At 69.3% G+C, this 19041-nt stretch carries 15 protein-coding genes and 1 tRNA gene; 6 read left to right on the top strand and 10 right to left on the bottom strand.

Annotated elements, in window-relative coordinates:
* Window positions 1-57: 57 nt before the first annotated feature.
* A complete protein-coding gene (locus ACPCXD_RS12860; RefSeq protein ID WP_016695768.1) occupies window positions 58-1767 on the bottom strand; it encodes a peptide chain release factor 3 in 1710 nt (569 codons plus the stop codon).
* Between the two features lie 205 nt (window positions 1768-1972).
* Here ACPCXD_RS12860 and ACPCXD_RS12855 point away from each other — a divergent pair, with 205 nt between their 5' ends.
* Window positions 1973-3610 (top strand): fatty acyl-AMP ligase, encoded by a 1638-nt coding sequence (locus ACPCXD_RS12855; protein WP_088899090.1) that lies wholly within the window; start codon window positions 1973-1975, stop codon window positions 3608-3610.
* Window positions 3611-3635: 25 nt separating this feature from the next.
* Here ACPCXD_RS12855 and pth read toward each other — a convergent pair whose 3' ends face one another.
* From pth to ACPCXD_RS12840, 3 genes are all read right to left on the bottom strand, one after another.
* Window positions 3636-4208 carry an aminoacyl-tRNA hydrolase gene (pth, locus tag ACPCXD_RS12850; protein WP_088899121.1) on the bottom strand — a complete coding sequence of 191 codons (573 nt, stop codon included), beginning with the start codon at window positions 4206-4208 and terminating at the stop codon, window positions 3636-3638.
* A 95-nt stretch (window positions 4209-4303) separates the two neighbouring features.
* Window positions 4304-4912 (bottom strand): 50S ribosomal protein L25/general stress protein Ctc, encoded by a 609-nt coding sequence (locus ACPCXD_RS12845; RefSeq protein ID WP_088899091.1) that lies wholly within the window; start codon window positions 4910-4912, stop codon window positions 4304-4306.
* 232 nt (window positions 4913-5144) lie between these two features.
* Complete coding sequence (locus tag ACPCXD_RS12840) at window positions 5145-6323, bottom strand: aminotransferase class V-fold PLP-dependent enzyme (protein WP_088899122.1); 1179 nt, start codon at window positions 6321-6323, stop codon at window positions 5145-5147.
* Between the two features lie 160 nt (window positions 6324-6483).
* Between ACPCXD_RS12840 and egtA the strand changes: the two genes are divergently transcribed.
* The 5 genes from egtA (at window position 6484) to ACPCXD_RS12815 (ending at window position 11982) form a co-directional block, all read left to right on the top strand.
* Window positions 6484-7707 (top strand): ergothioneine biosynthesis glutamate--cysteine ligase EgtA, encoded by a 1224-nt coding sequence (gene egtA, locus ACPCXD_RS12835; RefSeq protein ID WP_145691644.1) that lies wholly within the window; start codon window positions 6484-6486, stop codon window positions 7705-7707.
* Complete coding sequence (gene egtB, locus ACPCXD_RS12830) at window positions 7704-8996, top strand: ergothioneine biosynthesis protein EgtB (RefSeq protein ID WP_423659835.1); 1293 nt, start codon at window positions 7704-7706, stop codon at window positions 8994-8996. The genes egtA and egtB overlap by 4 nt, the downstream gene beginning before the upstream one ends.
* The gene (gene egtC / locus ACPCXD_RS12825; RefSeq protein WP_088899094.1) at window positions 8989-9738 is read left to right on the top strand and encodes an ergothioneine biosynthesis protein EgtC; all 750 of its coding nucleotides are present in this window, start codon (window positions 8989-8991) and stop codon (window positions 9736-9738) included. Before egtB ends, egtC begins: the two co-directional genes overlap by 8 nt.
* Window positions 9735-10691 (top strand): L-histidine N(alpha)-methyltransferase, encoded by a 957-nt coding sequence (gene egtD / locus ACPCXD_RS12820; protein ID WP_088899095.1) that lies wholly within the window; start codon window positions 9735-9737, stop codon window positions 10689-10691. Before egtC ends, egtD begins: the two co-directional genes overlap by 4 nt.
* A 64-nt stretch (window positions 10692-10755) precedes the next feature.
* Window positions 10756-11982: an MFS transporter gene (locus tag ACPCXD_RS12815; RefSeq protein WP_145691643.1), complete on the top strand. Its 1227-nt coding sequence runs from the start codon at window positions 10756-10758 to the stop codon at window positions 11980-11982.
* On the opposite strand, the gene ACPCXD_RS12810 is transcribed toward ACPCXD_RS12815, so the two are convergent.
* The 6 genes from ACPCXD_RS12810 to ACPCXD_RS12785 form a co-directional block, all read right to left on the bottom strand.
* Window positions 11951-14539, bottom strand: coding sequence for a LuxR C-terminal-related transcriptional regulator (locus tag ACPCXD_RS12810; RefSeq protein WP_229567403.1), 2589 nt, complete (start codon window positions 14537-14539; stop codon window positions 11951-11953). The genes ACPCXD_RS12815 and ACPCXD_RS12810 overlap by 32 nt on opposite strands.
* A 222-nt stretch (window positions 14540-14761) precedes the next feature.
* Window positions 14762-15445, bottom strand: coding sequence for a hypothetical protein (locus ACPCXD_RS12805; protein ID WP_026060991.1), 684 nt, complete (start codon window positions 15443-15445; stop codon window positions 14762-14764).
* 157 nt (window positions 15446-15602) lie between these two features.
* Window positions 15603-16232: a DUF2461 domain-containing protein gene (locus tag ACPCXD_RS12800; RefSeq protein WP_160873891.1), complete on the bottom strand. Its 630-nt coding sequence runs from the start codon at window positions 16230-16232 to the stop codon at window positions 15603-15605.
* Between the two features lie 33 nt (window positions 16233-16265).
* Complete coding sequence (locus ACPCXD_RS12795) at window positions 16266-17243, bottom strand: ribose-phosphate diphosphokinase (protein WP_006553847.1); 978 nt, start codon at window positions 17241-17243, stop codon at window positions 16266-16268.
* Window positions 17240-18715, bottom strand: a complete 1476-nt coding sequence (gene glmU, locus ACPCXD_RS12790; RefSeq protein WP_258259808.1) for a bifunctional UDP-N-acetylglucosamine diphosphorylase/glucosamine-1-phosphate N-acetyltransferase GlmU — start codon at window positions 18713-18715, stop codon at window positions 17240-17242. Before glmU ends, ACPCXD_RS12795 begins: the two co-directional genes overlap by 4 nt.
* Before the next feature lie 79 nt (window positions 18716-18794).
* Window positions 18795-18866 (bottom strand) — tRNA-Gln (locus tag ACPCXD_RS12785).
* Window positions 18867-19041 lie beyond the last annotated feature (175 nt).

Genomic DNA, 19041 nt, shown 5'->3' with positions numbered 1-19041 from the left:
GGGAAAGTATCAGTAAAATCCGCTGGACGCACTACCCGTCCGGCGTCGTCGGGACGGTCAGTCGGTGGCCGCGACCAACGGTTCGAGAGTCAGCTCCGGCAGCTCCTTGAGGATGTACTGCAGCCGCCACTTGTCGCTGACGAGAGCGAGGAGCACGCCGTCCGATCGGGTGAACACCTCGACACCGCGCTGGCGGTTCAGCTCGTCGGCCGAGGCCGCGTCGGTGCGACGCGCGAGCGAGTAGCCGAGATGCTCGATCTTCGGATCGACGTTGTACTCGGCCTTCATCCGCGCCGCGACCACCTCGAACTGCATCGGACCGACGGCCGCCATCACCGGCGACGCGTCGCCGCGGACGTCGTTGCGGAGGATCTGCACGACGCCCTCGGAGTCGAGCTGGTCCACGGCCTTGCGGAACTGCTTGTACTTCGAGGCGCTCTCGGCCCGCAGGATCGCGAAGTGCTCGGGCGCGAACGACGGGATCGGCGGGAACTCCACCTTCCTGTCGACGTAGAGGGTGTGGCCCGGCGCCAGCGCGGTCGCGTTGACCAGGCCGACGACGTCGCCCGGATAGGCGTTCTCCACCGTGGAGCGTTCGCGACCGAAGACCGTCAGCGCGTACTTGGTGGCGAAGGGCTTACCGGTCTGCGCGTGCGTGACGACCATGCCGCGCTCGAACACACCCGAGACCACACGCATGAACGCGAGCCGATCGCGGTGGGCGGTGTCCATGCCGGCCTGCACCTTGAACACGACGGCGCTGAACGGATCGTCGACCTCGCGAGCGGTCTCGTCGATCGCGAGACGGGCCCGCGGCGGCGGAGCGAGCGTGACCAGGGTGTCGAGGATCTGCCGCACACCGAAGTTGAGCATCGCCGACGCGAAGATCACCGGCGAGGTCTGCCCGGCGAGGAACAACTCCTGATCGTGGTCCTGGCCGTTGGCCGACAGCAGTTCGGACTCCTCGGCGGCCTCGACCCAGGTGTCGCCCTCGAGGGCGAGCGCCTCGTCGGGGGACAGATGCTCCTCGGGCGCGATCTTGGCGCCACCGGCCGTGCGGGTGAACTTGATGTACTCGGCCGCGTCTCCGTCCTCGCCGCGGCGCAGCAGACCGCGGAAGTCGCCGGCGATGCCCACGGGCCAGAACAGGGGAGTCGGCGTCAGGCCGATGCGCTCGTCGATCTCGTCGAGCAGTTCCAGCGGAGTGCGGCCGGGGCGGTCCCACTTGTTGATGACGGTGACCACGGGGATGCCCCGGTGGCGGCACACCTGGAACAGCTTCAGCGTCTGCGGCTCGAGGCCCTTCGCCGCGTCGATGAGCATGACGGCGGCGTCGACGGCGGTGAGGACGCGGTAGGTGTCCTCCGAGAAGTCGGAGTGGCCGGGGGTGTCGACGAGATTGACGACGTTGACGACCTCGTCGTCGGTGCCCGCGATGTCCGAGCGGGTGTAGTTGAACTGCAGGGCCGTGGAGCTGACGGAGATGCCGCGGGCCTTCTCCATCTCCATCCAGTCGGAGACCGTCGACTTGCGGCCGGCCTTGCCGTGGACCGCGCCGGCCTCGGAGATGACCTTCGCGTGCAGGGCGAGCGCCTCGGTGAGCGTCGACTTACCGGCGTCGGGATGGGAGATGACGGCGAAGGTGCGTCTGCGCTCGGCTTCGGCTCTGACCTCCTTCGCGGACCCGGGCTTCGCTGTGCCGGAGGACTGCGCAGGCTCCGTCGTGCCGGTGGATTGACTGTCGGCCGAAGCGTGCGGGGTGCTCAACGGGAAAAACCTCTCGAAGGGGGCAGGGAGTAGGGGCGCTATCGCCGCCAACTCGTCCATGTTACTCGGCGATTCGGTGTCGATTTCCGCCAGATTCGATCACGTTTCCCCGGGGTCGCCCCATACCGACCGCTCGACGGCGCACGCTGATGTGCAACTACCGGATCTTGATCGAGGTCGTGCACCACCGGACGAGGAGCGGGTCGTGAGCAGGTTCACCGAGGAGATGTACGCGACGGCGGAGGCGGACACCGGGGCTCTGATCACCGGCGAACCGGATACGCCGCTGCGGCAGAGCTGGGGAGGGATCCACCGGCAGGCGCGACGCATGGCCGGCGCGCTGGCCGCGGCGGGCATCGGACCCGGTGACGCGGTGGGCGTCCTCGCAGGACAGCCGGTGGACATCGCGCCGGTCTGCCAGGCTGTCTGGATGCGCGGCGGAAGCGTGACGATGCTGCACCAGCCCACCCCGCGCACCGACCTGCAGATGTGGTCGCGCGACACCGAGGTGGTGCTGCGGATGATCGACGCCCGCGCCGTCGTGCTCGGCGCACCCTTCGAGATCGCGGAGCCGCTGCTGCGCGAACGCGGCATCTCCGTCGTCACCGTGGAGCGGATGCGGGAGGGGAGGCCCGTCGATCCCGTCGACACGGCGGAGTCCGACATCGTGCTGCAACAGCTGACGTCCGGCTCCACGGGCTCGCCGAAGGCGGTGCGGATCACGCACGGCAACTTCTACGCCAACGCGACGGCGATGATGGACCGCGTCAAGTTCTCGCTCGACGACGACGTCATGATCAGCTGGCTGCCGCTGTTCCACGACATGGGCATGGTGGCCTTCCTCAGCGTCCCCATGCAGGTGGGCGCCGAGGTCGTGTCGGTCACGCCACTGGACTTCCTGCGTTCGCCGATCCTGTGGGCGGAGCTGATCAGCAAGTATCGCGGAACCCTCACCGCAGCACCGAATTTCGCGTACTCGTTGCTGGCCCGGAAGTTGTCGCAGGCGCCGGACGGCGCGCTGGACCTGTCGTCGATGCGCTGGATGTGGAACGGTGCCGAGCCGGTCGATCCCGACACGATGGAGGCGCTCGCGGAGGCCGGAGAGCGCTTCGGTCTCGACCCGTCCGCCCTCGCGCCCTCCTACGGGATGGCCGAGACCACCCTCGCGGTGTCGGTTCCCGATCCGGGACGCGGGATGGTGCTTGACGTGGTGGACCCCGACCTGCTCGAAGCCGGCGGGATGGCCGTGCCGACCAACCGCACCCACGCACGCCGCATGCCCACCCTCGGCCGTCTCGTGGCCGGTCTCGAGGGCCGGGTCGTCGACCGCGACGGGCAGGTGCTGCCGCCCCGCGGCGTGGGCATCATCCAGTTGCGCGGCGAGGCCGTCACGCACGGTTATCTCACCGTGGACGGACCCGTCCCCGCGCAGGATGCGGACGGCTGGCTCGACACCGGCGACGTGGGCTACTTCACCGAGGACGGACTCGTCGTGGTGTGCGGCCGGGTGAAGGACGTCATCATCATGGGCGGCCGCAACATCTATCCCACCGACATCGAACGGGCGGCGGGGACCGTCGACGGCGTGCGTCCCGGCAACGCCGTCGCCATCCGGCTCGACGCGGGGGACAAGCGCGAATCGTTCGCGGTGGCCGTGGAGACCAAACTCTTCGACCACCCGGACGAGGTGCGCCGCATCGAACACGACGTCGTGCACGCGGTGGTCGCCGAGGTGGGCGTGAGGCCCCGCACGGTCGCGGTGCTCGGTCCCGGCAGCATCCCGAAGACCTCCTCGGGCAAGCTGCGTCGCGGCACCTCGCTGGCGCTGCTGACGCGGGCCTGACCGTCCCGCGCCGATCGATGCGGGGTCAGTGGATGCGGTTCTGGGCGCCCTCGAGGCCGAGCTTCAACAGCAGTTCGACGGCGTCGGCGCCTTCCTCGCACCACACGTCGAGTTCTTTGCGTTCGATGGCCGAGAACGGCTTGAGCACGAAGTCGGCGGGATCCTGGCGACCGGGCGGGCGGCCGATGCCCATCCGGACCCGCAGGTAGTCCTTGGTGCCGAGCGCCGACGAGGTCGACCGCAGGCCGTTGTGGCCGTTCTCGCCACCTCCGAGCTTGAGCCGGATCGTCCCGAAGTCCAGGTCGAGCTCGTCGTGCACGACGATCACGTTCGCGGGATCGACCGAGAAGAACTTGGCGAGGGAGGCGACCGGACCACCGGACAGGTTCATGTAGGTGCGCGGCTTCGCGATGATCACCTGCCGCCCGTCGAGCCGGGCCTGCACGATGTCGGCGTTGCTGCGCTTGTGCGCGGAGAACTTGCCGCCCACACGTCCGGCCAGCACGTCGGCCACCATGAATCCGATGTTGTGCCGGGTGTTCTCGTACTTCGGGCCGGGGTTGCCGAGACCGACCACGAGCGCGGCGTCGTCGCCCACGAGCTGATCCTTCCGTGCATTCGAACGACGTGCGGCGCGCCACCCCGAAGGGATGACGCGCCGCACGAGTGACTTCACAGGGAGCCGGGGAAGGCTCAGGCCTCCTCGGAGGCCTCTTCGGAGGTCTCTTCGCCCTCGGCGCCTTCCATGGCGTCGGCGGAGGGAGCCTCGACGATGTTCACGAGCAACAGCTCGGGATCGTCCTGCAGGGTCGCACCGGCGGGCAGCTCGACGCCACCGGCCAGGATCTGGGTGCCGGCCTCGGCGCCCTCGATCGAGACGGTGATCTCCTCGGGGATGTTGAGGGCGTCGGCCTCGAGCTTGATGGTGTTGACCTCGTTGACCACCAGCGTGCCGGAGCCGGCCTCACCGGAGAGGACGACGGGCACCTCGACGGTGACCTTCTCGCCCTTCTTCACGACGAGCAGGTCGGCGTGCTCGATGTAGCGGCGGATGGGGTGGACGACGACCGACTTGGTCAGCGCGAGCTGATCCTCGCCGTCGATGTCGAGGGTGAGGATGGCGTTGGTGCCGTGGTTACGCAGCACGGCTGCGAACTCGAGGTCGGGGAGGGCGAGGTGCCGGGGCTCGGTGCCGTGGCCGTAGAGGACGGCGGGGACCTGGCCGGCGCGACGGGCGCGGCGTGCGGCACCCTTGCCGAACTCGGTGCGGACGCTGGCTACGAGACGATTCTCGTCGGACATGATGTGACGGCTCCTACGCTGGTGGCACTTCGTGGTCGGGTGTTCTCGAACGAACGGATCCGACACGTGCGACCGGGGAGCACATTGCTTCCGTCGCAGCCGCGTCGATCACGGTGATCCAGCGATATTGCGGTTCACCCTCGCCGAGACAACTCGAACCACTTTACCGGACGACGTCGAGCGGGGACAAACAGCCCTGTCGTCGACTCGCGGCCACGAGCGGCGCACGGCCTCACGAACGGGCGATGTCGTGCACCGAGGCGAGGAACCTGTCGACGTCGGCGGGCGAGACGAAGTAGTGCGGCGACGCCCGCACCACCGACTGCAGGTCGCGCGAGGTCATGTCCAGCAGCGTCGAACTGCGGCTGCTGACCGTGACCGTCACCGACCGCTCGGCCAGGGCATCGCGGACCTCCCGCGGGTCGCGGCCGTCCACGGTGAACGAGACGATGCCGCTGCGCTGCTCACCGAGATCGGTGACGGTGACGCCGTCGATGCCTGCGAGCCCGTCCCGCACGTGCCCGGCCCGGTAGGCCACCGCTTCGGCCACGGCGTCGACACCCAGATCGAGGAGATAGTCCACGGCTGCGCCGAGACCGAGCCGGGCCGCCACCGAGGCCTCCCACATCTCGAAGCGCGTGGCGTCGGGGGCGAGCTCGTAGCTGTCGGCCGAGGTCCACGAGGCACTGCGCAGGTCGAGCACCGCCGGTTCGAGTTCGGTCACCAGCCGCGGCCGCACGTAGAGGAAACCGGTGCCGCGCGGACCGCGGAGCCACTTGCGCCCGGTGCCCGACAGTGCGTCGACATCGAGTTCGGGCACGCTCACCGGCAGTTGCCCCACCGACTGGCACGCGTCGAGCAACACGAGCGCCCCGACCGCGTGCGCGGCGTCGGCGATCTCCCGGACGGGGTTGACCAGCCCGCCGTTGGTGGGGGCGTGTACGACGGACACGAGCCGCACCCGTTCGTCGAGCATCCCCTCGAGTGCCTCGACGTCGATGCGACCGGACGGATCGGACGGAACGACCTCGACGGTGGCGCCGGTCGCCTGCGCGCGCTGCAGCGCGGCGATCGCGTTCGCGGCGTACTCGGCCTGCGAGATCAGGATGCGGTCACCCGGTTGGAGCGGCACGGCGTAGAAGAAGGACGTCCATGCGCGCGAGGCGCCGTCGGACAGCGCGAGGGAGGTCTCCGGCACGTCGAACAGGCGACCGAGCGAGGTCTTCACGGCCGTCAGGTCGTCGAGCCGCTCGTCGGCCGCCACGTACCCGCCGACCTCGGCCTCGCGGCGCAGGTGCGCGAGCATCGTCTCGAGCACCGGTGTCGGGGGCAGCGACGAGCCGGCGCTGTCGAGGAAGACCCGGTCGAAGCATCCCGGTGTGTCGCGTCGAGCCGCCTGGAGGTCCAGCACGGACCGCTCACCTCCTCCGTCGTCCGTATCGTCGGAGTCGAGCCTGCCCGGTGGAGTGCGTTCGCGCACGCACCGGTGCGTTATCCGCGCGTCGTGTCCCCGGGCGGGTTAGTCTCGACCGCAGACCTGGCGCACCGGCCGAGGGGGTGGACGAATGGCAATGGCAGTCGATGCCTCGGCCTCCCGTGCCCGTAAGGAACTCGGCTCCCGAGCAGCAGCGGAGGATCACGTCCGCAGCAGGGCGTTCCGGCTGGGAATTCCCAGGTTGATCGGGGTCGAACTCGAATGGCTCACCGCGCGGGCCGACGGCACCGAATCGCGTCCCGAACTCACGACGCTCGTCGAGGCCCTCGGGCCCCACGCACCGCGCACGGTGGCGCCGTCGTCGTCCGCCCGTCCCCTGCCGTCGGGCAGTGCGGTCAGCGTCGAGCCGGGTGGTCAGGTCGAGCTGTCGAGCGTGCCGTGCACCTCGGCGCGGCAGGTGTGCGATCGGCTCACGGCCGACCTCCGCATGCTCCGGGCGTTGCTGGCCCGCCGGTCGGTGATCATGCTCGACCGCGCCGCCGACGAGGTGCGGCCTCCCCACCGTCTGCTACGCACCCCGCGCTACGGGGCGATGGAACTCCGCTACGACCGCATCGGCCCGATGGGCCGGCTCATGATGAACAGCACTGCGTCGGTGCAGGTTTCCGTCGACGCGGGACGCGACGAGGCGGAGATCGTGCAGCGCTGGGAGCTGCTCCACGCCATCGGCCCGGCGATGATCGCGGCCTTCGCGTGCTCGCCCCGGCTGCGGGGCGCTCCGGAGGGCGACTGGGCGTCGCAGCGGATGCGCACGTGGCTCGAACTCGATCCCGCTCTCGGTCACGTCGACCATCCCGCCGACTACCCCGCGTGGGTGCTCGACGCACCGCTGACCTGCGTGCGTTCGGAGCTGCCCGAGTGGTACGCACCGCCCGGCGCGACCTTCGCGGCATGGCTCGCGGGCGAGCTCGACGCCGACATCCGTCGTCGACCCACCGTCGACGACCTCGACTACCACATGACGACGCTGTTCCCGCCCGTTCGGCCGTGCGGGCACCTCGAGGTGCGCTATCTCGATGCGCAACCGGCCGAGTCGTGGCAGGTACCCGTCGCGGCCCTCGAGGCGTTGCTGTCGGCACCCGAGGTCTCCGTGGAGGCGTGCGCGATCGCCGCCCCGGTACGCGACCAGTGGGCCGAGGCGGCCCGCGTCGGTCTCGCATCGCTCGAATTGCGTGCTGCCGCAGCGGGTCTGCTCTCGCTCGCGGCGGAGTCCTCCCGCGACATGCGGTTCACCGCGGCGCTCGACGCGGCCGCGGCACGGTGCCTGCGCGGACTGGCGCCGGGTGAGGAGGTGCGGTGACACCTGCTCGTGTTGCGCTCAGGCGTCACCTCGAGCGGGCGCGTGCCCGCACCGAGGTACTCACCTCCGTGCCGGAACAGGATCTCACCGCACAACATTCGCCGTTGATGAGCCCGCTGGTGTGGGATCTCGCGCACATCGCCAACCAGGAGGAACGCTGGCTCGTGCGGGTCGCGGGCCGGCGCCCTGCGGTCCGCGGCGACATCGACGATCTCTACGACGCGTTCCGGCATCCCCGCGCGACCCGCACGGGGCTGCCGCTGCTCGACCCCGACGCCGCCCGCGGTTACGCGCGTGCCGTCCGCGATCTCACCTGGGACGTGCTCGAGCACAGTGCATTCGACGACGAGCTGACCCGCGAGGGCTTCGTCTTCGCGATGGTCGCACAACACGAACAGCAGCACGACGAGACGATGCTCGCGACTCACCAACTGCGGCAGGGGCCGCCGCTGCTCGACGCGCCGGACGCGCCGCGCACCGGAACCGTCCGCGACACCGAACGCGTCCGGATCCCCGCCGGCGCATTCGAGATGGGCACGTCCACCGATCCGTGGGCCCTCGACAACGAACGTCCGGCGCACGTCGTCGAGGTGCCGGAGTTCGAGCTCGACGCGGTGCCCGTCACCAACCGTCGGTACCTCGAGTTCGTCGAGGACGGTGGCTACGAGCGGCCCGAACTGTGGAGCGAGGTCGGTTGGCGGCATCGCCTCGACGCCGGTCTCGAGGCCCCGCAATTCTGGAGTCACGACGAAACCGGATGGAACCGAACGGCCTTCGGTCGCACCGCGCCGCTGCACCCGGACGAGCCGGTCGTGCACGTGTGCTTCCACGAAGCCGAGGCGTTCGCCTGCTGGGCCGGTGGACGTCTTCCGACCGAGGCCGAATGGGAGAAGGCGGCACGCTGGGATCCGGCCACCGGAGCAAGCCGCCGATTCCCGTGGGGCGACGAGGATCCCGGCCCCGACCACGCCAATCTCGGTCAGCGTCATCTCGGTCCCGCCGTCGTCGGCGCGTATCCGCAGGGAGCGTCACCGCTCGGAGTGCACCAGCTGATCGGCGACGTGTGGGAGTGGACGTCCACCCCGTTCACCGGTTATCCGGGCTTCCGCGCGTTCCCGTACCGCGAGTACTCGGAGGTCTTCTTCGGCGACGGACACCGGGTGCTGCGCGGAGGCTCCTTCGGAACCGACGAGGTCGCGTGCCGCGGAACCTTCCGCAACTGGGATCTGCCCATCCGCCGCCAGATCTTCTCCGGGCTCCGCGTCGCGTACGGGACGGGCGATGTGTAGACATCTGGCGTACATCGGACCGGAGACGAACGTCGCCGCACTGTTGTCCACCGGAACCAATTCACTGCTCCGCCAGTCGTGGGCGCCCACCGACATGCGTGGGGGAGGCACGATCAACGCCGACGGTTTCGGTGTCGGATGGTGGAGTGCCGAGGGCACCTTCGGACGCTACCGGTCGGCGTTGCCGATCTGGTCCGATTCCTTCGTCGGTGAAGGCCTGACGTCGATACGGTCGCGCACCGTCGTCGCCGCGACCCGCTCGGCCACCGAGGGGATGCCCGTCGAACGATCGGCGTCCGCACCCTTCTCCGACGACCGGTGGGCGTTCAGCCTCAACGGTGTCGTCCGGGGCTGGCCGGGATCGCTCGTCACGCTCGCCGCCGCGCTGCCCGTCGCCGAACTGCTGCGGCTCGAATCGCCCACCGACGCCGCCACGCTGTGGCTCCTGCTCCAATCGCGGCTGCGCTCGGCCGATCCCGAACCGGCACTGATCTCACTCGTCCACGACGTGCTGGAACTCGCACCGGACTCACGGCTGAACATGTTGCTGTGCAACGAATCCGGGATCTGGGCCACCGCCTGGTACCACTCGCTGTGGACGTTCGTCGACGAGCAGGTCGCGATCGTGGCGTCCGAACCGTTCGACGACGACAGTCGCTGGAAACCCGTACCCGACCGGCATCTCGTCGCTGCGATGCCGGGCAAACTCATCGTCTCACCACTGGAGGTCGGCTCACCGTGATCGTCGACGTGCATCTGCGCCCCGAGGACCTCGACGCCAAACTGCGCGAGGACGCACGGCGCGGACTCACGTCCGATCCCAAGTACCTGTCACCGACCTGGCTGTACGACGCGCGCGGCAGCGAACTGTTCGACGAGATCACGCGGCTGCCCGAGTACTACCCGACGCGCACCGAGTTCACCCTGCTGCGACAGCACGCCGCCGACTTCGCCGACGCCGCCCGCCCCGAGATGCTCGTCGAACTCGGCTCCGGGTCGTCGGAGAAGACGCACGTGCTGCTCGACGCCCTCGAACCGTATCTCCACACCTATGTGCCGCAGGACGTCTCCGAACCGGCGTTGCGGTCGGCCGTCACCAGACTGGCGGCGGAGTATCCGAACCTGACGGTGCACGGGGTGGTCGGCGATTTCACCGATTCGCTCGCGCATCTTCCTGCTGGCGGGAAACGCGCGATCGCGTTCCTCGGCGGCACGATCGGCAACCTCGTCCCGAGCGAGCGCGCACAGTTCCTTGCCGGGACGGCCGCGATCCTCGACCCCGGCGAGTGGTTGCTGCTCGGCGCCGGGCTCGTCATCGACCGCGACACCCTGATCGCCGCCTACGACGACGCGGCGGGGGTGACGGCGGAGTTCGACCGGAACGTCCTGCGGGTGCTCAACGCCCGGCTCGGCGCCGACTTCGATCCCGCCCGGTTCGTGCATCGTGCCGTCTGGGACCCGGAGAACGAGTGGATCGAGATGCGCCTCGAGGCGACCGAGGCGATGGACGTGAGTATCCCGGGCCTCGATCTGCAGATCACCCTCGCCGAGGGGGAGCAGATCCGGACCGAGATCTCCGCGAAGTTCCGCCTCGTCGGTATCTCGCAGGAACTCGCCGACGCGGGATTCGTCGTCCGGCACGAATGGGTGGATCCGGACGGACGGTTCGTCCTGCTCGCCGCGTCCCGGGAGTAGCCCTCGACAGGCGGCCGACGAGGCGATTCGACTTCCGCCGCGCCCACACGGGACGCTGGAGGACATGACGTCCTCCCGTGCCGTCCTGACGACCCCGGTCCTGGTGCTCATGGCCGTGGCGACGGGTCTGTGTGTGGGCGGCAACTATTTCAACCAGCCGCTGCTCGACTCCATCGCCGAAGCGCTGGACACCTCCCGATCGGCCGCCGCTTCCACTGTGACGGTCGCACAGGTCGCCTACGCTCTCGGCCTGCTGTTCCTCGTGCCGCTCGGCGACATGTTCCCGCAGCGGCGACTGGCGGTGATGCTCATGCTGGCCGCGGCGGCGGGTCAGGGGCTGAGCGGTTTCGCACCGAACATCGGGGTGCTCGTGGTGGGCACCGCGATCGCCGGTCTGTTCTCGGTGGCCGCGCAGGTACTGGTGCCGTTCGCGGCGACCCTCGCGACGCCGGAATCGAGGGGTCGCGCGGTCGGTACCGTGATGAGCGGCCTGCTCGTCGGGATCCTCGTGGCCCGGAGCGTCGCGGGCATCCTCGCCGAACTCGGCGACAGCTGGACGACGGTCTACCGGGTGAGCACGGTCGCCATGGTGATCGTGGCCCTCGCGTTGTGGCGGGTGCTGCCGGCGACGCCACCGGTGGTCCGTCAGGGTTACGGCAGCATCCTGCGATCCCTCGGGACGTTGATCGTCACGCATCCCCGCCTGCGGACCAGGACGCTGCTCGGCGGACTGGGTTTCGCGTCGGTGGGTGCGCTGTTCTCGACGATGGCGTTCCTGCTGTCCGACCCGCCGTTCGGCCTCGACGACCTGCAGATCGGCCTCGTGGGGCTGGCCGGGGTGGCCGGTGCGTTCGCCGCGACCGCGGCGGGCCGGCTCGTCGACCGCGGTTACGGACCGCCGACGACGGCGGTGGGGGTGTTCACGCTGATCGCGTCGTGGGCGGCGCTCGCGGCGGGTGGGAGTTCGCTGGTGTGGTTCGTCGTCGGGATGCTCGTCGTCGACCTCGCGCTCAATCTCGTGCACATTACCAACCAGAACATCGTGTACGCCCTCGACCCCGACGCCCGCTCGCGCGTCAATTCGGTCTACATGACGGGCTACTTCGTCGGGGCGGCATCCGGTTCGGCGCTCGGCACGATGGCGTGGAGCGCCGGTGGGTGGACCGCTGTGTGCGTGCTCGGTGTCGGACTGGCGGCGCTCGCGGGCGTCGTGTGGGCGCTCGATCTGCGGCTCACCGCCCGGATGCGTGCGCGTTCGGCTACAGCGACCGGCGGACCGGCAACAGCCTGAGATCACGCGCCCGGCCGATCGCCTCCACCCGCGTGTGCACCCCGAGCTTGCGGTAGATGCTGCGCAACTGGGTCTTGATCGTGTTGTGCGAGACGAACAACTTCTTCGCGATGTCGGCGTGCGTCGATCCCAGTGCGAGCAACTCCAGCACGTCCGTCTCACGCCGGGACAGTTCGACGTGGGTGACGGGTTCGGTGAAGACGGACCCGATCGCTTCGTCCGGGCCGGTGGGACCGCCGAGTTCCGCGAGACGCCCGGCGACACCTTCGGCCAGAGTCGTGAAGGCGCGGCGGTTGCCGAGGGCCTCGGCGAGTGTGCAGGCCCGCTGCCAACTGCGGACCGCGGCGTCCTTCTCGTCGAGATCGAGATGGGCGCTCGCCTCGACGAGCAACGCCTCGAGATGTGCGCGCGGGAAGCCGCACTCCGTCCAGTGAACGCGCTTGAGCTTCTTGAGCGCGACGTCGGGATGGCCGGTGAACAGTTCGACGCGCGCATTCGTCACCACGAGTATCGGATGGTTCTGCGGCGCCTCCTCGGCGAGGGCGCGCGCGAGGTTGCCGTTGCCGAGCGCCAGATGCAGATCGATCTCGGCAGCCCCGAGCAGGATGCGGGAGAACGCGCCGCGGGCGAACAGGTCGTGGTGCGAGGCGATGAGCCGGTGGAGTTCGGTGAGTCCGTCGTAGGCGTTGCCCGTCACCAGGTTGTAGTAGGCCCGGCCGTAGGCGACGAATCCCCAGAGTTCCTCCGAGACCCGCGGGACGCCGAGCTCGTCGAGATATCCGACGGCACGGTCGAGCTCGAGCGAGTCGAGGTGGACGAGCGTGGACGCCACCCGGCCGCCCACCTTGACCATCTCGCCCCAGCGGCCCTCGGTGGGCTCGGCGTTGCTCTCGGTGCGCAGCCATTCCCGGGCGCGCGGATTGTCGCCGGTCACCGCCCAGTTCAGCGCCGAGCTGCCTGCGGCGTTCTGGATGACGAAGGCGATGTTCGCGGCGTAGGCACCGCGGTAGGCGCGGCGGAAGACAGTGGTGGACTCGGTCAGATATCCGGCGAGCTGGAGCGTGATCGCCCACTGCACGCGCAGCAGCGGAAGCTGCGGGCCGAGATCGTCGGGCCGGTGTTCGAGGATCGAATGGACCAGCGGACGTAACAGCAGCGTCAACCGCGCGGCCTCACCGAACTCGCCCGAGACCCGCAGGGTCAGGGTCTGCACCGTCGCGACGTAGACGGCCTGCGCGGCGCCGGGCGTCTTCCCGAGCTCGGCGAGTTCGTCGGGATCCGTGGGCAGGGAGGCGTGCAGGATCGAATGTTCGTCGAGCATCTGTGTGAACAGCGCGCGACCGGCCTGGACCGACGGATGGTCGCCGAGTTCCTGGTCGGGGATCTGCCGGAGCACCTTGACGAGAACGTCGAAGGAACTGTCGACCATGCGCGCCCAGGATTCCTCGACGATCGCCACGGCGGTCTGCCAGTCGCCGGCCTCGACGGCATAGATCGACGCCTCGGCGGGCTTGCCGGCGTCGCGGTGCGCCCGGGCCAGTTCGACGAGCAGTGCGTCGACCCGTCCGGGGTGTTCCCGGCGGGAGATGTCGAGCACACAGGAGCGGACGGCGTCGGGCCACCGCCACGTCCGGGGATCGTCGAAGGGCGAATCCATCACGAGGCCTGCCGCGGCGAGCATGGCCAGTGATGCTTCGGCATCCGCCGTGCCCGTCAGTTCGGCTGCCCGGTCGGCGGTGACACTGTGGGCAGCGGCGACCGAGAACGCGAACTCGCGGTGCGCGTCGTCGAGTTCGTCGAGCCGGTTCTCGACGTACGTCCGCACGAGGCGGGCCAAGGCAGGGGTCGGCAGTCCCCGGGAGTCGATCAGGCGCTGGGGCCGGCTCCGGGCGACGACCGCGGCCGCCCAGACCAAGGTGGGCACACCACCGAGCACGCGACACACGACCTCGCACTCGCTGTCGGAGCGCTCCGGTCCGGCGTCGCGCAACAGCGTCGTCGTCTCCTCGACGGTGAACGCGAGATCGGCGGCCGGGACGTACGTGGAGTCGATTCCCCGGAGGACGACCTCGGTCATGTCGGTGCTGTTTCCCGGCAGGCAGACGATCGCATCGAGCCGCGGGCAGCGATCGAGCAGCCGGAGGGTCCCTTCGAGCACGTCGGCCGAGTTCTCCGGCGACACACAGGCGAGCACGAGCAGGCAGGGTGAGCCCAGATCGCGGAAGGTACGGACCACGCGTTCGAACGGGGACTCGTCGGAACCCTCGGTGGCGACGTCGACGGCCGGGTGGTCGGCGAGGACCTCGAGCACACGCTCGGACAGGTCGCCGTCGCCGGACGCGGTGAGTTCGGGAATCCAGACGATCGTGTGGTCGGGTGCGCCGCCCTGATGAAGCCATCCCGCGACGAGTGTCCGCTTGCCGAAGCCCGGGGGAGCGTCGATCACCGTCAGCGTGGAGCACCGGTCGAGACACGCGAACAGTCGGGGTCGCGCCAGGGCCGAGGACAACGATCGCCACGCGGGTGCACCGACGCGAGGGGAGTCGGAAACACTCACGCGCACTCCTTCGGACAGGCTTCGGCCCGGATCCGCGCAGGCGAGAACGCCCGAGCAGCGCCCCCCGACAGGCCCTTGGTCGATCACAGACTACCCGGTCCGTTGTCGTGAGGTGGGGTAACGACACCTACTGTGACGTGCGGTAACGACCGCAGCCCCGCACCCGGATCGTCGAGCGGACTCGACGGAGCGGGGCGGGGCTGCGGTGGTGCGGTCCGGCGACTAGCTGCCGGATGCGCTCAGACGTGCCTTCTCGAGTGCGGCGAGGGTGCGCAGGATCGTCGCCTTCTGCTTCTCCAGATCGCTGCGGCGGGCGCGGGCGGCGAGACCGCTCTGCTCGGCCACGAGGGCGAGCTGCGCGTCGATCGCGGAGAGCTGATCGAGCAGCGCGAGGGCGCGGGTCTGGATCTCCTCGACGTCCACGGCACCCGTCCGGACCGGAGCCGCGGTCTTCGCCGGCTTGGGCGAGGAGGACGAGGACGAGCTTCGGGATGCGGAGGACGGACGCGTGGAGGTCTGCGCGGAGGAACCGGTGTGGCTCTCGGTGATCGCGGCGGCGCGGGGACGCAGCGCCTTGCGCACGAGTGCCGGGTCGGGCTGCTCGGCGAGACGGATGTCGTTGAGGGCGCGGCGGGCCTCGCGGGCGGCGAGGCGGTGCTCGTACTCCTCCTCGTCGTCGGACTGCAGGGTGCCGCCGATGGGGCGCAGGCCGTACATGCCCATGAACTTGCGGGCCTCGTCGATGACGGCTTCGTGCTTACGGCATGTGGCACAGCGAGGTTCGTTGCGGAAGACCTCGACCGAGTCGGTGTCACCACACCAGACGCACGCACCCGGCGACCATCGTCGGACCGTTCGGATTGTCGCGTTTTCCGTAGGGGCTTCGAGAGTTTGCGCGTCGGTCACGAGGTGCCACTTTAGGTGAAAGCCGAGTTACGCAGGGGAGGGGGGTCTCGCACGACCTGCGACGATTTCGCGCGGCGTGACGAAGATCATTCCCCTCCCGGCGCGTCCTTCAAACCATTGCGCCACACAGCATTTCCATACCACCCGGTCTGCCGGATCACGTTGCGGTGGCGGCGGCGAGCCAGCGCACCAGCGGCCGGAACTCGCGCCATGCCGAACGCACCTCCTCGAGGGTGCGCGGACTGTCGATCCACGGCGGGGAGATCTCGGTGCGGCCGGCCCACAGCGACCGGTGACGCATGAGTTCGATGCGGGGATGATCGGCGTCCACGCCGCGCGGCCGGGACTTCAACCGGTCGCCGCCGATCTCGTATCCTGCGCGCTCGAGCTTGCGCACGATCCTCCCGAGTTCGGGGCCGCGACGGTCGTGATCGACCCCGGCCCGGTATCCGGCGATCTGGTCGGACGAGCCGTGGAACAGGCCCGCGGCGACCCGCAGCCCCGCGGCGTTGATCTCGACGTAGTAACCGACGCTCTGCGCGACGGAGACGAATCCGCCCTGATGGGTCTTGTACGGCAGCTTGTCCTTGCTGAACCGCACGTCGCGGTACGGACGGAAGGCCTTGCCCTCCCCGAACTCCTCCTCGAGTTCCGCGAGCAGGGCAAGCATCGGGCCGCGCACGCAGTCGTCGTAGACGGCCTTGTGCGCGGCCCAGAATGCTTTGCTGTTGTCGGCCTCGAGATCGTCGTAGAAGTCGAGGGCCGCGACGGGAAATCCGGTGAACACCCGGACAAGTCTGCCCCGTCGTCGAGCGGAAGGTCAGGCGACCCCGTTGAACAGCGAGGTGACCGAGCCGTTCTCGAAGACCTCGCGGATCGTCTGCGCGAGCAGCGGAGCGATCGACAGCACGGTGAGGCAGTCGAACTGCTTCTCCGGCGGGATCGGCAGCGTGTTGGTGACGATGACCTCCTTGGCGCCGCACGAAGCGAGGCGCTCGGCGGCCGGATCGGAGAGCACACCGTGGGTGGCGGCGATGATGACGTCGCCCGCGCCGGCCTCCTTGAGGATCTTCACGGCGCCGGCGATGGTGCCGCCGGTGTCGATCATGTCGTCGATCAGGATGCAGGTGCGGCCGTCGACCTCACCGACCACGCGGTTCGACTTGACCTGGTTGGGCACCAGCGGGTCGCGGGTCTTGTGGATGAACGCCAGCGGTGCGCCACCGAGGGTGTCGGCCCACTTCTCGGCGACACGCACACGACCGGAATCGGGGGAGACCACGGCGATGTTCTCGACGCCGTACTTGCCGCGGATGTACTCGGCGAGCTGGCCCTGGGCGTGCATGTGGTCGACCGGACCGTCGAAGAAGCCCTGGATCTGATCGGTGTGCAGGTCGACCGTGATGATGCGGTCGGCGCCGGCGGTCTTGAGCAGATCGGCGATCAGGCGGGCGGAGATGGGCTCGCGGCCGCGGTGCTTCTTGTCCTGACGGGCGTAGGGGTAGAACGGCAGGATCGCGGTGATGCGCTTGGCCGAACCACGCTTGAGCGCGTCGATCATGATGAGCTGTTCCATGACCCACTGGTTCAGCGGGAACGGATGGCTCTGCAGCACGAAGGCGTCCGAACCACGCACCGACTCCTCGAAACGCACGAACGTCTCACCGTTCGCGAAGTCCCGTGCCGTCTGCGGGGTGAGGGGGACGCCCAGTTCCTTCGCGACCTGCTCCGCCAGCTCGGGATGGGCCCGGCCGGAGAAGAGCATCAAGTTCTTCTGGTTGTCGATCCAATTGGTCACTGGTTCTGGCCGTCCTTCTGGCGATCGTGGTCGTGCTGCTGCTGTGCTCTCGATGCTGCCTCGGCAGCGGGGGTACCGGCGCGATTTCGCTGGACCCATCCTTCAATATTGCGCTGTGGCGTACCCGACACCGCCAGCGCCCCCGGAGGAACGTCGCGACGGAGTACTGTTCCGGCGCCCGTGTAGGCGCCGTCGCCCACCGTGAGGGGAGCGACGAACATCGTGTCCGACCCGGTCCGGACGTGTGACCCGACGACCGTGCGGTACTTCTTCACCCCGTCGTAGTTGACGAACACGCTCGACGCTCCGATGTTGGAGTGCTCGCCGATCTCCGCGTCGCCGACATAGGTGAGGTGGGGGACCTTCGAATGCGCCCCGATCTGCGCGTTCTTCGTCTCGACGAAGGCGCCGAGCTTGCCGCACGCGCCGAGTTCGGTGCCGGGACGCAGATAGGTGAACGGGCCGACCGTGGCCTCCGCGCCGATCACCGCGTCGGAGCCGTGGGTGCGCACCACGGTGGCACCGGCGCCGACCTGCACGTCGGTCAGCGTCGTGTCGGGGCCGACCTCCGCGTCGTCGGCGATCACCGTGCGGCCGCGCAACTGCACACCCGGGTGGATGGTGACGTCGGTGCCGAGCACGACGTCGACGTCGATCCACGTCGAGGCCGGGTCGATCACCGTGACGCCCTCACGCATCCAGTGCTCGAGCAGGCGCCGGTTGAGTTCGGTGGTCAGTGCCGCGAGTTGGACGCGGTCGTTGACGCCGGAGACCTGCACGGCGTCGTCGGTGTGCACACCGCGGACGGTGTGGCCCTCGCCGCGGGCGATCTTCACGACATCGGTCAGGTACAGCTCGCCCTGCGAGTTGTCGGCGCTCAGCTTGCCGAGGGTCGATCGCAGCGCGGCCGCGTCGAAGGCGTACACGCCCGTGTTGATCTCCTGGATCGCGCGCTGCGTCGGGGAGGCGTCCTTCTCCTCGACAATCCCGGCGACGTCGCCGTCGGTGGTGCGCACGATGCGTCCGTAGCCGGTGGGCTCGGACACCGTCGTGGTGAGGACGGTGACGGCGGCCGGCTCGGTGTCGAGGTGCGCGTCGAGCAGTTCCTGCAGGGTGTCGGGGCGGAGCAGCGGGACGTCGCCGGCGGTGACGACGACCGTGCCGTCGAAGTCGTCGGGGAGGGCACCGAGGCCGCACTCCACGGCGTGGCCGGTGCCGAGTTGTTCCTCCTGGACGGTCACCAGGATCTCGCGGTCGAGACCCGCGGCGACGGCGCTCACCTCGGCGGAGACCTCCTCGCGGCGGTGCCCGACGACGGTGACGAGATGGGCGGGTCCGAGTGCGGCGGCGGCGTACAGGGAGTGCGCGAGCATCGTGCGTCCACCGAGGGTGTGCAACACCTTCGGTGTCTTCGACCGCATCCTTGTTCCTGCTCCGGCTGCCAGCACGACGATCGCGGTCTGCACCTGCATGTAGCTCCCTCGACACGTTTCTGCACGCCGGTCCGTGCGTGCACCGGGGAAGCGCTGAGGCTCCCCGGGACGGTTCCCGCTCCGCCGCCAGGACTCGAACCTGAACTATCTGAACCAAAATCAGAGGTGCTGCCGATTACACCACGGCGGACTGCCACACCCCCGCGGCGGAACCGGCGGGCGTGCGCCCCCGATCCTCGCACGAGACGGCGTCGACGTCGAACCTGGGGTGGCGCGATCGGGAATGGATAGGCTGTCGAACGTTCGAGTACGTCGCGCCGCCGAAGGAGGACCTGTGTCGCAGGCGTCGCAGAAGCGAACCGAGC

This window comes from Rhodococcus sp. AB351 (assembly GCF_049538275.1).
Taxonomy (GTDB): domain Bacteria; phylum Actinomycetota; class Actinomycetes; order Mycobacteriales; family Mycobacteriaceae; genus Rhodococcus.
Note: the sequence above shows the minus strand (reverse complement) of the source record. Positions and strands in the feature narration are given on the sequence as shown.